This is a genomic window from Pantoea sp. V106_11 (assembly GCF_029967885.1).
Lineage (GTDB): Bacteria > Pseudomonadota > Gammaproteobacteria > Enterobacterales > Enterobacteriaceae > Pantoea > Pantoea ananatis.
This window is the reverse complement of sequence record NZ_JASCAK010000037.1, coordinates 601,320-616,012: the sequence shown is the minus strand read 5'-3', so window position 1 is coordinate 616,012 and position 14,693 is coordinate 601,320. Positions and strand designations below refer to the sequence as shown.

Below are 14,693 nucleotides of genomic sequence, written 5' to 3'. Positions count from 1 at the left end.
TTCGTCTGAAGCAGTCCTCATTTCTTTATTAATCAGATAAGTCAGGTGTTTACGTGCAGAAGTATTTAACAGAAGCGCGTCAATTGCTGGCCCTCGCGATCCCCGTTATCCTGGCTCAGGTGGCGCAAACCGCGATGGGATTTGTAGATACCATTATGGCCGGCGCCGTCAGCGCCACGGATATGGCCGCCGTTGCTGTTGGCACGTCCATTTGGCTTCCCGCCATCCTGTTTGGTCATGGTGTTTTACTGGCATTGACGCCCACCATTGCGCAACTTAATGGTTCAGGTCGCCGTGAGCGAATCGCTGAACAACTTCGTCAGGGCTTTTGGCTGGCGTTTTTCCTTTCTCTGCTCATCATGCTGGTGTTGTGGAATGCCGGGTATGTTATCCGCTCGATGCATGATATCGATCCGCTGCTGGCAGAAAAGGCCGAGGGCTATCTGCATGCCCTGCTGTTTGGCGCGCCAGGCTACCTGTTTTTTCAGGTTATGCGTAACCAGTGCGAGGGGCTATCCAAAACCAAGCCCGCGATGGTGCTGGGTTTTCTTGGGCTGATGCTGAATATCCCGCTGAACTACATTTTTATCTACGGCCATTTCGGCATGCCGGCGCTGGGCGGCGTAGGCTGTGGCGTGGCGACGGCCTCGGTGTACTGGGCCATGTTCTTCTGCATGCGTTTTTGGGTACGACGGATGCGCAGTATGCGAGACATTCGCGTAGAGAGCCGCTGGTCAGCGCCGTCACGCGTTATCCTGCAACGTCTCACAGGGTTGGGTTTGCCGGTCGCGCTGGCGCTGTTTTTTGAAGTGACCCTGTTTGCCGTGGTGGCCCTGTTAGTCTCGCCGTTGGGGATTGTTAACGTCGCCGGGCACCAGATTGCCCTGAACTTCAGTTCGCTGATGTTTGTCCTGCCGCTGTCGTTGGGCGTTGCCGCCACCATTCGCGTTGGCTATCGGCTGGGTCAGGGTTCGACAGAGCAGGCGCGGGTCGCCGCGTGGACCGCGCAGGGCGTTGGCGTCAGCATGGCGGTGATTACGGCCATTTTTACCGTGACCTTTCGCCATCAAATTGCCCAGCTTTATAACGACAATCCCGCGGTGGTCACGCTGGCTGCGCAACTGATGATGCTGGCTGCGATTTACCAGATTTCAGATTCTATTCAGGTGATCGGCAGCGGAATTTTGCGCGGTTATAAAGATACGCGATCGATTTTCTTCATTACCTTTATCGCTTACTGGTTGCTGGGTTTACCTTCTGGTTACATCCTGGCACTGACCGACTGGGTGGTGCCGCGCATGGGGCCAGCCGGCTTCTGGTGTGGATTTATCGTTGGCCTGACGTCGGCCGCCGTTATGATGCTGTGGCGCGTGCGACGTTTGCAGCAGCTTCCTGCGGAATTAATTCTTACGCGCGCGTCTCGCTAACTCGCTGAACGGGCCCGAAAAGGCCCGTTACGTTCAAAAAAACGGCGCATCGCGCAGATGATGTTCATTCATTGGCAAATTTGCGTTTTTCCCCTTGCCAGCCTCTTACGCTGCCGTTAATATTCGTCCCCGCTGTCGCCCTGACAGCGTGTTGCGCTCTTAGCTCAGTTGGTTAGAGCACCACCTTGACATGGTGGGGGTCGATGGTTCGAGTCCATTAGAGCGCACCACTCTTTTTACGTCCTTTCTTCTTTTGCGCAACAACCCTTTTCTTGATTTACATTACCTTTACGTACTGTTTTTCGATTGGTTTTCGCATACTTAGTGATTATACTGGCCGCGTTGTCCTACTTGAAAGGTTTCAGCGACTACGTGCTTATGACGATAATAAAGATTGTTTGCGCAACAACGTCCCGGTGGTTAACCAAGCTAACCACGCAACTTCCCTGCACGCCTGGCCTTCGTCACCTATTCTTATCCTGTACTGCCCTTTTCGATTTCAACCAGAGTTCTCATTTCGGTGCACTGTCATCGAAATCCTGTTTTTCATCCATCACAACTTACAGATAACCCGTCATGAAAAAGACTAAGATCGTTTGTACAATCGGCCCAAAAACCGAATCCGAAGAGATGCTGACTCAGCTGCTTGAAGCAGGCATGAACGTCATGCGTCTTAACTTCTCTCACGGTGACTATGCAGAACACGGTCAGCGTATTACCAACATGCGTGCCGTGACGAAAAAAACCGGCATTCCTGCGGCTATCCTGCTGGATACCAAAGGGCCGGAAATCCGCACCATGAAGCTGGAAGGTGGCAACGATGTGTCACTGAAAGCCGGTCAAACCTTTACCTTTACCACCGACCAGAGCGTGATTGGTAACAACGAGCGTGTTGCCGTGACCTACTCAGGCTTCGCGAACGATCTCAAAATTGGTAACACTGTACTGGTCGACGATGGTCTGATCGGCATGCAGGTCACCGAAGTCACTGAGAACAGCGTTGTGTGTGAAGTACTGAACAACGGCGATCTGGGCGAAAACAAAGGCGTTAACCTGCCTGGCGTTTCCATCCAGCTGCCTGCCCTGGCAGAGAAAGACAAACGCGACCTGATTTTTGGTTGTGAGCAAGGCGTGGATTTTGTTGCAGCCTCGTTTATTCGTAAACGCTCAGACGTGCTGGAAATTCGTGAACACCTGAAGCAGCACGGTGGCGAAAACATTCAAATCATCTCCAAGATTGAAAACCAGGAAGGCCTGAATAACTTCGACGAAATCCTCGAAGCCTCGGACGGCATCATGGTTGCGCGTGGCGATCTGGGTGTTGAAATCCCGGTTGAAGAAGTGATCTTCGCGCAGAAGATGATGATTAAAAAATGTAATAAAGCCCGCAAAGTTGTCATCACCGCGACGCAGATGCTGGATTCCATGATCAAGAACCCGCGTCCAACCCGCGCTGAAGCTGGCGACGTGGCTAACGCCATTCTGGATGGAACAGATGCGGTGATGCTGTCTGGCGAGAGCGCGAAAGGCCGCTATCCGCTGGAGTCGGTCACCATCATGGCGACCATCTGTGAGCGTACCGACCGCGTGATGAAGCCACGCATCGACGGACAGAATGACAGCCGTAAGCTGCGCATTACCGAAGCCGTTTGCCGCGGTGCCGTTGAGACAGCCGAAAAACTGGAAGCGCCGCTGATTGTAGTCGCCACAGAAGGCGGTAAATCAGCTAAGGCCGTGCGTAAGTACTTCCCTAATGCAACCATCCTGGCACTGACCACCAACGCCACCACGGCGCGCCAGTTGATTCTGAGCAAAGGAATCGAGACACGTATGGTCAGCGAAATCGCCTCTACCGATGATTTCTATCACCTGGGTAAAGAAGCGGCGCTGGAAAGCGGTTTTGCTCAGAAAGGTGATGTTGTTGTGCTGGTTTCAGGTGCGCTGGTACCCAGCGGAACGACCAATACGGCATCGGTACACGTTCTGTAATATCGCGTTTAACGCCTCTTTTTTAAAAAGCGCCTTCAAAGGCGCTTTTTTATTGTCTTCATAATACAGATTCAGGAAAAAGCCAGCGCGTAATGACAATAAAAATGCGCTGCAAATTAAGGTTAATCCGATTAAATCTCTCTGTTTTAGCTAAATTTTTTTATGTTGTTCTTCAATTCGCTGCTTCTTTGAGCGAACGATCATGTTTAAGCATGTTCTTATCAAAAAATTATTCTCAAGTTAAAAAGCTTTGTGTAATACTTGTAACGCTACATGGAGATTAACTCAATCTAGAGGGTATAAATAATGAATCGTACTAAACTGGTACTGGGCGCGGTAATCCTGGGTTCAACTCTGCTGGCTGGTTGCTCAAGCAACGCTAAAATCGACCAGCTGTCTTCAGACGTTCAGACTCTGAACGCTAAAGTTGACCAGCTGAGCAACGACGTGAACGCAGTGCGTTCTGACGTTCAGGCTGCTAAAGATGACGCAGCTCGCGCTAACCAGCGTCTGGACAACCAGGCTCACTCTTACCGTAAGTAAGAGTTCTGGTTTTAAAAATGGTGCCCTTGTGGCACCATTTTTTTTGTCTGCAGTTCGGGATAACGACGTCCACCCTACTCGCCCACAGCGCGCTGGGATGACGCAGAGGCCGCAGCCTCATCCTGTATCGGCTCACCCGCACTGACCAGCACAGGCATGCCTGAGCGACGCGTCAGCGTGGCTTTAATCAACGCTCTGTCACTCTTCTCGCTCTTCATAAAGGATCTGAAGTCCGCACTGAGCGCTAACGGAGCCGTTTGCGGATCCTCCTTCTCATTACGTGACAGCGGCTGATGCACCTCAACGTAGCGCTTACCATCCGGTTCAACGCTGAACTTTACCGGTTGGTTAATAATCTGTACCCGCGTCCCTACCGGCACGCTATTGAACAGCGCTTCGATATCCTCGGTACGTAAACGAATACAGCCTGAACTGACGCGCATACCGATACCAAAATTGGCATTGGTGCCGTGGATAAGATACTGGCCTGTTCCACGCGCCATACGCAGCGCATGCAGCCCCATGGGGTTATCCGGGCCTGCTGGCACGACGGCGGGCAGCGTGATGCCCTCTTTGGCATAGCGCTTGCGGATATTCGCCGTGGGCGTCCACGTAGGATTGGGTATTTTCTGGCTGATGCTGGTCACCATAATGGGCGTGACGATCCCCATCTGACCAATGCCAATGGGGTACACGATAACCTTGTCTTCGCCCTTTGGATAATAGTACAACCGCAGTTCGGCCAGGTTCACCACAATGCCTTCACGCGGCGTGTCCGGAAGAATCATCTGCAGAGGAATGGTCAACTGGGTGCCCGGTTTCGGTAACCAGGGATCGGTACCGGGATTCGCTTCCAACATGCCCAGCAGCCCGACCTGATAACGCGCAGCAATCTCTTCAAGAGGACGTTTGTTATCCGGTACCTGGGTCACCACATTCTCACCAATCAGGCGGCTGTCGGCGGGCGGTAACGGGTATTCCGTGGCAAAAACGGGTGCAGAGAGCCCAAAACAGGTCAGCAGCAATGCACCAGCTAAACGCAAAGCAGGTTTCATGCGGTTTTTCTCGTCAGATAGTAAAAAGACGCCGGATGGCGTCTTTGAAGTGTATCTTAGCTGAGGTTCTGAGCGGTATGGCGAATTGACTTAATCATCGCTTCCAGCCCCTGCGAACGCGTTGGCGTGAGGTGCTGAACCAGGGCCAGTTCGCTGAACCAGTGGCGCACATCCAGCGCCACAATGTCAGCGGGCTGCAGGTTTTGATAGAGACTAAATACGATAGCTATCAATCCCTTAACAATGGCTGCATCACTGTCACCTTCAAAGCCGATGGTGCCATCTGCCTGCGGTGTCATCTTGATCCACACCTGGCTCTGGCAGCCCGTAATGGCATGTTCGGGCTGATGCAGTGTTTCAGATGATTCCGGAAGTTTGGCACCCAATTCAATGATGTAGAGGTACTTCTCTTCCCAGTTGGCGCAACGGTTGAAGTTGCGCACCAGTTTCTCTTTTTCTGGCAACGTCGCCATTAATCACTCCGTTTACTCTGCTCAACCGCCCAGCAGACGATGAATACGCGTCAGGCCGGCCGCCAAGCGATCGACCTCTTCTTCACTGTTGTAGAAGGTGAAGGAAGCACGGCACATCGCCGGCACCTGATAGTGGCGCAGTAACGGCATTGCGCAATGATGTCCGGTGCGAATCGCAATACCGTACTGATCAAGGAAGCTGCCAACGTCAAACGCGTGGTGTTTGCCAAGGTTAAAAGCAATCACGCCTGCGCGCTGCTGCGGACCGTAAATCTGAATATCAGGTACGGATGAGAGTTTATCAAGGGCATAGTTCATCAATGCGGTTTCACGCTGATGAATCGTATCCAGACCCAGCGCCTGCACATAGTCCAGCGCCGCACCCAGCCCAATAATGCCGCCGGTGTTTGGCGTACCGGCCTCAAAACGCCATGGCGCCGTATTCCAGGTGGTGCCGGTTGGCAGCAGGACTTCACCAATCATCGAGCCACCGCCTTCCCATGGCGGCATGGCATCCAGAAGTGCCTTGCGGCCATAAAGTACGCCAATGCCATTCGGGCCATAGAGCTTATGGGCGGAGAAGACATAGAAGTCGCAGTCGATGTCCTGCACGTCAACGGTGTTATGCATCACAGCCTGAGCCCCGTCAATCAGCGTGACGACGCCAGCCGCTCTGGCCTGCGCGACGATCGCTTTCACCGGGTTAACCGTGCCCAGCACGTTTGAAACGTGCGTCACCGCCAGTAAGCGGGTCCGGCTGTCGATCAAACCAGCCAGTTGGTCCAGCGCCAGCTCACCGTTGTCGGTCAGCGGCAGCACCCGGATCTCGGCACCGCAGCGCTCTGCCACCATCTGCCAGGGCACGATATTCGCATGGTGCTCCATCTGCGTGATAATCAGATTATCACCGGGCTGAAGCTGACTGCCGCCCCAGCTGTTGGCGACCAGATTGATCCCTTCCGTCGTTCCCTTTACAAAAACAATCTCTTCCGATGATGCCGCATTGAGAAAACGTGCCACCTGTTCGCGAACGTTTTCCATATCGCTGGTCGCCTGCTGGCTGAGCGTGTGAATACCGCGGTGCACGGCCGCGTAGCCGTGCTGGTAGAAATGACTTTCGGCATTGATGACCGACAGAGGACGCTGTGCGCTGGCGGCGCTGTCAAGGTAGGCCAGCGGATGACCGTTGACCTCACGCTTCAGGATGGGAAAATCCGCCCTGATACGCTCGAGATCGAAGTTCATCATGAGTCGCCTCCCGGGAAGCGCTGCGCGATGCGCTGCAGCACAGCCTGGCGCAGAATTGGATTATCCAGCGTTTCGGTTAACTCGGCAGCAAAGGCATGGATGATCATGGTCTGCGCCGCGTCCTGTTCAATGCCGCGAGAACGCAGGTAGAACATCTGCTCGTCATCAATACGGCCTACGGTCGCCCCGTGGCTGCACTTCACGTCATCCGCGTAAATTTCCAGCTGCGGCTTGGTATCCACTTCCGCCAGACGGCCTAACAACAGGTTGTTATTGGTCATCTGTCCGTCAGTTTTGAGTGCGTGCTGCGCGACTTTGATGTGACCGTTAAACACCGCACGGCCTTTGTCACGCACGATGGTTTTATGCATCTGGCGACTCAGGCAGTGGCCTTTGTTGTGTTCAAGATAGGTGCGGGTATCCGCCACTTCCTGATTCACCGGCAGCACCAGGCTGTTCAGGGACAGCTGAGTATTTTCACCATTGAGCTGCGTACTGGTATTGTGACGGCTCAGGCCAGCACCCAGTAAGAAGCTGGTGCTGGTCACCTGCGCATCGCGGTTGATCACTATGTCGTTATGGGCAAAGTGATAGCTTTTGCTGCTCTCAAAAGCCAGCTTGGTGTGACGAAGCCTGGCATTGTCCGCAACGGCAAAGGTGAAACGGGCGCCGGTAAAATGCGCGCTGTCGTTTAGCGTGACAAAGTGCTCAATCACTTCCGCTTCTGCGCTTTCTTCCAGTTGCAGATGATGACGATGATGAACCGTGTTCATGCCGTCGTCTTTGCCGCTGGTGATATGCAGCAGATAAAGCGGACGTGCCGCCGCCTTGCCACGCGCCAGCCGAATATGCGTGACTTCTTCAGCCAGGCTTTCGGTCAGGTGCAGAAAAATCTCCGGCTGCACGGCGGCAGGCAGGTCGCGGCGCTCGGCCGCAACGCTGTGCTGAATCTCGAACAGTTCGGTATCGCCGCTACTCAGCCCAGGCTGGAATCTTCCGTCGACAAAAACCAGACGTACGGCATCCAGCGGGAGCGACAGCGCATCAACCTGCGTAGCGCTGAGCTCGTGCGCCTCAGGCAACACGAAGTGATGTGCCAGCAGGCCATCCAGCGGCGTGTATTTCCAGTTTTCATGTTTGCGGGTGGGCAAGCCCAAACGCATTAACTGCTGCCAGTGCTGCTGAGCCTGCATTGAACGCATTTCACCGCGTGATTCAAACAGGTGGTGCCACTGTTGCAGCGCGGTATCACTCTTCGTCGGTAAGCCAGCCATAGCCCTGCTCCTCCAACTGTTTCACCAGCGAGAAATCGCCTGATTTTACGATTTTACCCTGATACAGCACGTGTACGAAGTCTGGCTTGATGTAGTCCAGAATACGCTGATAGTGGGTTACGATGATAAATGCACGCTTTTCGTCACGCAGGCTGTTTACGCCATTGGCGACGATTTTCAGGGCATCGATGTCCAGACCGGAGTCGGTTTCATCCAGAATGCAGAGATCCGGCTCCAGCGCCGCCATCTGCAGAATATCGTTACGCTTCTTCTCACCACCGGAGAAGCCTACGTTAACGGAACGCGTCAGCAGATCTTCTGGCATTTTCAGCAGATCGATTTTTTCTTCAATGAAGTCCTGGAAATCAAAGCGATCCAGCTCGTCCTGCTGACGGTATTTGCGCACCGCATTCACGGAGGTCTGCAGGAAAAACTGGTTGCTGACGCCGGGGATTTCAACCGGGTACTGGAAAGCCATAAAGATGCCTTCGCCTGCACGTTCCTCAGGTTCCAGCTCCAGCAGATCCTTGCCCTTAAAGGTTACGGAACCGCCGGTGACTTCATAGTCTTCACGTCCGGCCAGGGTCGCAGACAGCGTACTCTTACCCGAACCGTTAGGTCCCATGATGGCATGAACTTCGCCGGGCTTAATCTCAAGGTTCAGACCACGTAAAATCGCTTTGTCTTCAACGCTAACCTGTAAATCTTTAATACTTAACATGCTTATTCCTTCACATTGCTTCCGGCAACGCGTGTGACGGCGTCAATCAGCCCACACTGTGCTCAAGGCTGATGGCTAACAGTTTTTGCGCTTCCACTGCAAATTCCAGCGGCAGCTCAGAGAATACGTCTTTACAGAAACCGTTCACGATCATCGAAATCGCATCTTCTTCACTGATGCCGCGTTGCAGACAGTAGAACATCTGATCTTCGCCGATACGTGAGGTGGTGGCTTCGTGCTCCAGCTGAGCGGTATTGTTACGGGTTTCAACATACGGGAACGTATGCGCGCCACAATCCGGACCAATCAGCATGGAATCGCACTGCGTAAAGTTACGTGCGTTGGTGGCCGTGGGCATGATTTTTACCAGGCCACGGTAGGTATTCTGACTTTTCCCGGCCGAAATACCTTTAGAGATAATCGTCGACTTCGTATTTTTGCCGATGTGGATCATCTTGGTACCGGTGTCCGCCTGCTGGCGTCCGCTGGTCAGTGCCACCGAGTAGAACTCGCCCACGGAGTGATCGCCACGCAGGATACAGCTTGGATATTTCCAGGTAATGGCCGAGCCGGTTTCCGACTGCGTCCACGACATTTTGCTGTAATCCCCTTCGCACAAGGCGCGCTTGGTGACGAAGTTGAGGATACCGCCCTCGCCTTCACCGCCCGGGAACCAGTTCTGAACGGTGGAATATTTCACTTCCGCGTTCTTATGAATGATGACCTCTACCACCGCAGCGTGCAGCTGGTAGGTGTCACGCACGGGCGCGGAACAGCCTTCGATGTAGCTCACGTAGCTGTCTTCATCTGCAATCAGAATCGTACGTTCGAACTGACCGGTTTTCGCAGCGTTAATGCGGAAATAGGTAGACAGCTCCATCGGGCAACGCACCCCTTTCGGGATGTAGACGAAAGTACCGTCGGAGGCTACCGCAGAGTTCAACGCGGCAAAAAAGTTATCATTGGGTGGCACCACGGTACCCAGGTACTTTTTCACCAGCTCTGGATGATCGTGGATCGCTTCGCCAAAGGAGCAAAAGATAATTCCCTGCTCGGCCAGCTTGCTGCGATAGGTCGTGGATACGGATACGGAGTCGAAGATGGCGTCAACGGCCACTTCTTTACCTTCACGTACCGGAACGCCCAACTGATTAAACGCGTTCTCAACTTCCTGCGTCAGATAATCACTGGCCGGGGCGCTGCCCGATGCCTGGGTCGCGCCCGGTTCAGACGCACAGGTGTCATCGCAGTTTCCGCACGATGGCGCGGAGTAGTAACTGTAGTCCTGATAATCCAGCTTTTCGTAATGCGCTTTCAGCCAGTGCGGCTCTTCCATTTCCAGCCAGGCACGAAAGGCTTTAAGACGAAACTCCAGCATCCACTCTGGCTCGTTACGCTTAGCCGAAATTGCCCGTACCACATCTTCATTGATGCCGTTGGCAAATTCTTCGGTTTGCAATTGGGTAAAGAAGCCCTCTTTATAATTGAGCTTACCTTCCCACATTTGTACATCGTCAGATGTTTCGCTGTGTCGTGACATATTTCACTTACTCGACGCCAAAGCTTTCACCGCACCCGCAGGCGTGCTGAGCTTTAGGGTTATTGAATTTAAAAATCTGATTCAGGCCTTCGCGAACATAATCCACTTCGGTGCCATCGATAAACGGCATTGCCTGAAGCGGCACAAACAAGGTTGCGCCGTAGTAGCTAAACTGCAGATCATCGTCTTCTGGCTGCTTCACCAGATCCATTACATAACCAAAACCGGCACAGCCGGATTGTTTAATTGCTAAACGCAGGCCCTTGACTTCTGGGTTTTCTGCGGCCAGATTTAGAATTTGTTTCGCTGCGGTTTCAGTCAGCGTTAACCCTTTCCACACATACTCGTCGGGTGAGAAAGAGTCTGCATTCACGGATGACATGTTGATACCTCTTGAGTCCGGACCTTTTCAGGCTATCCCCCTATGGTAGTGATCTGACAAATCACTTCAACCTCTTGTTTTGCAGGGATAATCATAAGATGCTATTTTTACAGCTCGTTTCTTAAGCATAGTCGCTGCAGCCAGGCTTGCATCGGCGAGCGCCCGCTGAATTCGGGTTCTGTAACCTGTTAATAAATCGTAAATTTTTAAATGGCACCTTTACGATAATGCCTGTATTGATAGGTTACGCCTTTCTGGCATGTAAACAGATTGTTATTTCCGATTATACCGACAGGTGAGATAAATCGAAAAAAATTTCTTGCCGGGGAATTGCATTCCCGCTCCAGTTGAATATGATAATTATTATCATTCAACATTGAGGCGCGTTATGTCGTTATCGGTTTCAGCCTGGCTTCAACATAAACTCGATGAATACCGTTTTTCGGTTCGCGATCTCACCGTTGATTTTTACCTGGCACAGGCCAAACTCAACCGGGCTGAATGTACGATTCAGCAACTGCGTCAGTTTAACGATACCTGTTTAGACATGGCAGAGATCTGCCAGTTGAATGGCGATGACCTGAGTTATCTGCATGCCATGGGCAAACTTCACCACCGGCTGGTCCAGGAGATGCAAAACCCGGATCGTGACCGGCTGTTTCGCATCCAGGCTTACCAGTTGGCGCGACTCTCCCTGACTCAGCTGTGTCATCAACTCGCGATAACCGGTGAATGGGAACAAGCCACCGTATTGCAGAGTGAATTCGTCAGGCACGCAGGCTGGATATTCTAATCCAACCTGCGTCCGGCGTCGCCTCACCTTTTCAGATTAACTCAAGCAGTGCCTGAAGAGGATGACGCATGCCGTTGCCCTCCACGCGTTTGACCTGACTGCGGCAGGAAAAACCGGTTGCCAGGCAGCGCTGGCGCGGCAGCTTCTGCAATTGCGGATGCCATGACAGCGCATAAATTCCCAGGGAGTTCTCCAGGTTCTGGCTCTCATGACCGTAGGTGCCGGCCATGCCGCAACAGCCCACATTGATGTTTTCGAGCTTTGCGCCGAAGCGTGAGAAGATCGCCTGCCACTGACCGGGCGTGCCCGGCAGAGCGGTCACCTCGGTACAGTGAGCAAACAGATACCATGCTTCTCCGCTGGTGACCTGCACCTCACGTTCCTGCAGCGCCTGATGGAGCCACTCATGTACCAGAAGCACGTTGAAATCGCCACGGGCCTCGCCCAACATCTGGTGATACTCATCGCGGTAACAGAGCACCGTTGCCGGATCGATCCCCACCATCGGCATGCCCAGCTTTGCCACGCGATTCAGGAAATCGGCTGTTTTACTGGCCGTACGCGCAAAGCGTTGCAAAAAGCCTTTCACATGCTGCGCTTTGCCGTTGGGTGAGAACGGCAGCAGAACGGGCTGGTATCCCAGTTTCTCAATCAGCCGGATAAAATCATGTACCAGTTTGGCTTCATAGAAACTGGTAAAGGGATCCTGCACCACCAGCACTTTTTGGGCTCGCTGTGTTTCACTGAGCGCTTCGAGCTGCTCCAGCGTCATATTCATCGCCGGATGACCACTCAACTGCTGCTTGAGCGTGGGCGAGGACAATAAAGGCAGGTCGACCATGCCAATGTGTGTCTTACTGAATGAGGTCGCCCAGGGCTGTTTCAGGAAAAAGTTAAACACCCCCGGTGCTTTCGCCATCAGGGGCGCGTAGCTTTCTACGCCCGCCACCAGATAGTCGCTGAGCGGGCGCAAATAGCGTGTATGGTAAAGCTGTAAAAAACGCGAGCGGAAGGCCGGAACGTCAATTTTTATGGGGCACTGGGTCGAGCAGGCTTTACAGGCCAGGCAGCCGGACATCGCCTCTTTCACCTCATGCGAAAAATCATATTCCCCTTTATTGGCATACCAGGTATTGCGCATTCTGCTTATCAGCGCGCGCAGCGACAGGGAACTTTCCGGCAGCTTTTTCTCCAGCATCACCGGATCGGCGCCCTGCTCTGCCAGCAACCGAAGCCATTCCCGCGTTAAGGTCGCGCGCCCCTTCGGCGAGTGAATGCGGTTACGGGTGATTTTCATTGACGGGCACATCGGACTGCGGGCATCGAAGTTAAAGCACAATCCGTTACCGTTGCACTCAAGCGCACCGCGCCAGGTTTCTCGTACCTGAAGGGGGATCTGACGATCGTAGCTGCCCCGTTTCGTCGCATCTACCTGCATCATCGCCGCCTCGCTGTCGAAAGGCGTACAAATCTTACCGGGATTGAGACGATTGTGGGGATCGAAGGCCGCTTTAATGCGGCGCAGCTCGTTAAACAGCGTTTCGCCAAAAAAGGCCGGACTGTACTGCGCGCGGAATCCCTTGCCATGTTCTCCCCACAGCAGGCCACCATAACGTGCCGTTAAGGCAACCACCTCATCGGAAATTTGCTTCATCATCATTTCCTGATGGGGATCGCACATATCCAGGGCCGGACGGACATGCAGCACGCCAGCGTCCACGTGACCGAACATGCCATAACTCAGACCATGGCTGTCCAGAAGCGCGCGAAACTCAACAATATAGTCGGCAAGGTGTTCAGGTGGAACGGCGGTATCTTCAACAAAGGGGATCGGTTTGGCACGGCCTTTGGCATTACCGAGTAAGCCCACCGCCTTTTTACGCATGTTATAGATGCGTTCAATACCGTCCAGATCGTCACAGAGTTGATAGCCGATCACCCCGCCCTGCTGCTGCGTCATCAACGTATCCAGACGGGCGCAAAGCTGTGTAATCTGCCGATCGATTTGCCCGGCATCATCCCCGGCAAACTCAACGATATTCAGCCCTAACATTTCTTTATCCGGGATAGCCGTAATCAGCTCGCGCACGGAATGCCAGACAATATCTTCCCGCGCCAGATTGAGCACTTTCGAGTCAACCGTTTCCACCGACAGCGCCTGCGCCTCGACCATCAGGGGGGCATTGCGAAGCGCAGAATCGAAGGCGTCATATTTAATATTAACCACGCGCCGGACTTTGGGCAGCGGCGTGATATCCAGACGGGCTTCGCTGATAAACGCCAGCGTTCCCTCTGCACCACACAGCAGCCGCGTCAGGTCAAAGGTCTGCATGTCATCGCTAAACACGTGGCGCAAGTCGTAACCGGTCAGGAAGCGGTTGAGCTTAGGAAACTTCTCCAGAATCAGTTCGCGATGCTCACGGCAGCGGGTGAGCACCTGCTGATAAATTCGGCCTTCAGGCGTGGGCGTTTGCGCCAGATTTTCAGCCAGCGCGGTAGGCACCGGTCGGGTATCCAGAATATCGCCGCCGAGCAGCACGGCCCTGAGCCCTAAAACATGGTCAGAGGTTTTACCGTAGACCAGCGAGCCCTGACCGGATGCATCCGTGTTAATCATGCCGCCCAGGGTGGCGCGGTTACTGGTGGAGAGCTCCGGTGAAAAGAAGAAACCAAAAGGTTTCAGGTACGCATTAAGTTGATCTTTGACTACCCCAGCCTCGACGCGCACCCAGCGTTGTTCGGTATTGATTTCCAGGATGCGGTTCATGTGGCGCGACATATCCACAATGATGCCTTGATTGAGCGACTGACCGTTGGTCCCGGTGCCGCCACCGCGCGGGGTGAAGACCAGACTGGAGAACGCCGCTTCACCCGCCAGTCGGGCTATCAGTGCCACGTCTGCCGTCGAGCGCGGGAAAAGCACCGCATCGGGCAGGAGTTGATAGATGCTGTTATCGGTTGAAAGCGAAAGTCTGTCGGCGTAGCTGGTGGCGGTATCGCCGGTGAAACCCTGCGCTTTGAGGGTTTCAAGAAACGTCAGCACCCGCTGGATAAGACCCGGTGCCTGAGAAATCTGTGGGATCATGGAGTATGTGACCAAAGATGTTGTGTAGGTTTGCGTCTGTATCTTGCTTTAATCCTCAGTTTTATCACATTTCCCACCGCGCTGTCGTTTTTTCAGGAAGGGCTGAAACCTTTTCTTTACAAGCCTGTTTAAACGCCCTGAAATAGCCCATGATTACGGGGCA

12 protein-coding genes and 1 tRNA gene are annotated in these 14,693 nt (G+C 53.5%); 5 read left to right on the top strand and 8 right to left on the bottom strand.

Translation table 11 applies throughout. The features are described from left to right. Window positions 1-53 precede the first annotated feature (53 nt). The 4 genes from QLG08_RS21690 (at window position 54) to QLG08_RS21675 (ending at window position 3,959) form a co-directional block, all read left to right on the top strand. Window positions 54-1,427, top strand: a complete 1,374-nt coding sequence (locus QLG08_RS21690) for an MATE family efflux transporter (RefSeq protein WP_014605958.1) — start codon at window positions 54-56, stop codon at window positions 1,425-1,427. A 153-nt stretch (window positions 1,428-1,580) separates the two neighbouring features. Then, a tRNA-Val gene (locus QLG08_RS21685) sits at window positions 1,581-1,657 on the top strand. 346 nt (window positions 1,658-2,003) lie between these two features. Continuing rightward, window positions 2,004-3,416 (top strand): pyruvate kinase PykF, encoded by a 1,413-nt coding sequence (gene pykF / locus QLG08_RS21680; RefSeq protein ID WP_013025600.1) that lies wholly within the window; start codon window positions 2,004-2,006, stop codon window positions 3,414-3,416. A gap of 306 nt (window positions 3,417-3,722) precedes the next feature. Then, window positions 3,723-3,959 (top strand): major outer membrane lipoprotein, encoded by a 237-nt coding sequence (locus QLG08_RS21675; protein WP_006118977.1) that lies wholly within the window; start codon window positions 3,723-3,725, stop codon window positions 3,957-3,959. Between the two features lie 74 nt (window positions 3,960-4,033). Here the strand turns inward: QLG08_RS21675 and QLG08_RS21670 are convergent, their stop codons facing one another. The 7 genes from QLG08_RS21670 to sufA are packed head-to-tail and all read right to left on the bottom strand — an operon-like array spanning window position 4,034 to window position 10,652. After that, window positions 4,034-5,014 (bottom strand): L,D-transpeptidase family protein, encoded by a 981-nt coding sequence (locus QLG08_RS21670; RefSeq protein WP_013025599.1) that lies wholly within the window; start codon window positions 5,012-5,014, stop codon window positions 4,034-4,036. 56 nt (window positions 5,015-5,070) lie between these two features. Continuing rightward, window positions 5,071-5,487 carry a cysteine desulfuration protein SufE gene (sufE, locus tag QLG08_RS21665; protein ID WP_013025598.1) on the bottom strand — a complete coding sequence of 139 codons (417 nt, stop codon included), beginning with the start codon at window positions 5,485-5,487 and terminating at the stop codon, window positions 5,071-5,073. Between the two features lie 21 nt (window positions 5,488-5,508). Beyond that, entirely contained in the window at window positions 5,509-6,732 is a 1,224-nt protein-coding gene (sufS, locus tag QLG08_RS21660; protein ID WP_041455905.1) for a cysteine desulfurase SufS, read from the bottom strand. After that, the gene (gene sufD, locus QLG08_RS21655) at window positions 6,732-8,009 is read right to left on the bottom strand and encodes a Fe-S cluster assembly protein SufD (RefSeq protein ID WP_014593600.1); all 1,278 of its coding nucleotides are present in this window, start codon (window positions 8,007-8,009) and stop codon (window positions 6,732-6,734) included. The genes sufS and sufD overlap by 1 nt, the downstream gene beginning before the upstream one ends. Then, the gene (gene sufC / locus QLG08_RS21650) at window positions 7,984-8,730 is read right to left on the bottom strand and encodes a Fe-S cluster assembly ATPase SufC (protein WP_013025595.1); all 747 of its coding nucleotides are present in this window, start codon (window positions 8,728-8,730) and stop codon (window positions 7,984-7,986) included. The genes sufD and sufC overlap by 26 nt, the downstream gene beginning before the upstream one ends. 46 nt (window positions 8,731-8,776) lie before the next feature. After that, window positions 8,777-10,270, bottom strand: a complete 1,494-nt coding sequence (gene sufB, locus QLG08_RS21645; RefSeq protein WP_013025594.1) for a Fe-S cluster assembly protein SufB — start codon at window positions 10,268-10,270, stop codon at window positions 8,777-8,779. 7 nt (window positions 10,271-10,277) lie between these two features. Next, entirely contained in the window at window positions 10,278-10,652 is a 375-nt protein-coding gene (gene sufA / locus QLG08_RS21640) for a Fe-S cluster assembly scaffold SufA (RefSeq protein WP_024471838.1), read from the bottom strand. 388 nt (window positions 10,653-11,040) lie between these two features. On the opposite strand from sufA, the gene QLG08_RS21635 reads away from it, so the two are divergent. Next, entirely contained in the window at window positions 11,041-11,445 is a 405-nt protein-coding gene (locus tag QLG08_RS21635; protein WP_014605959.1) for a hypothetical protein, read from the top strand. Window positions 11,446-11,476: 31 nt separating this feature from the next. Here the strand turns inward: QLG08_RS21635 and QLG08_RS21630 are convergent, their stop codons facing one another. Further along, window positions 11,477-14,530 (bottom strand): FAD-binding and (Fe-S)-binding domain-containing protein, encoded by a 3,054-nt coding sequence (locus tag QLG08_RS21630; RefSeq protein WP_116584540.1) that lies wholly within the window; start codon window positions 14,528-14,530, stop codon window positions 11,477-11,479. Between the last annotated feature and the right edge of the window lie 163 nt (window positions 14,531-14,693).

What these genes read in the sequence shown, in the direction of transcription:
- pykF (WP_013025600.1), top strand. Translation starts at nt 2,004, where the DNA reads ATGAAAAAGACTAAGATCGTTTGTACAATCGGCCCAAAAACCGAATCC.
- QLG08_RS21675 (WP_006118977.1), top strand. Translation starts at nt 3,723, where the DNA reads ATGAATCGTACTAAACTGGTACTGGGCGCGGTAATCCTGGGTTCAACT.
- QLG08_RS21670 (WP_013025599.1), bottom strand. Translation starts at nt 5,014, where the DNA reads ATGAAACCTGCTTTGCGTTTAGCTGGTGCATTGCTGCTGACCTGTTTT.
- sufE (WP_013025598.1), bottom strand. Translation starts at nt 5,487, where the DNA reads ATGGCGACGTTGCCAGAAAAAGAGAAACTGGTGCGCAACTTCAACCGT.
- sufS (WP_041455905.1), bottom strand. Translation starts at nt 6,732, where the DNA reads ATGAACTTCGATCTCGAGCGTATCAGGGCGGATTTTCCCATCCTGAAG.
- sufD (WP_014593600.1), bottom strand. Translation starts at nt 8,009, where the DNA reads ATGGCTGGCTTACCGACGAAGAGTGATACCGCGCTGCAACAGTGGCAC.
- sufC (WP_013025595.1), bottom strand. Translation starts at nt 8,730, where the DNA reads ATGTTAAGTATTAAAGATTTACAGGTTAGCGTTGAAGACAAAGCGATT.
- sufB (WP_013025594.1), bottom strand. Translation starts at nt 10,270, where the DNA reads ATGTCACGACACAGCGAAACATCTGACGATGTACAAATGTGGGAAGGT.
- sufA (WP_024471838.1), bottom strand. Translation starts at nt 10,652, where the DNA reads ATGTCATCCGTGAATGCAGACTCTTTCTCACCCGACGAGTATGTGTGG.
- QLG08_RS21635 (WP_014605959.1), top strand. Translation starts at nt 11,041, where the DNA reads ATGTCGTTATCGGTTTCAGCCTGGCTTCAACATAAACTCGATGAATAC.
- QLG08_RS21630 (WP_116584540.1), bottom strand. Translation starts at nt 14,530, where the DNA reads ATGATCCCACAGATTTCTCAGGCACCGGGTCTTATCCAGCGGGTGCTG.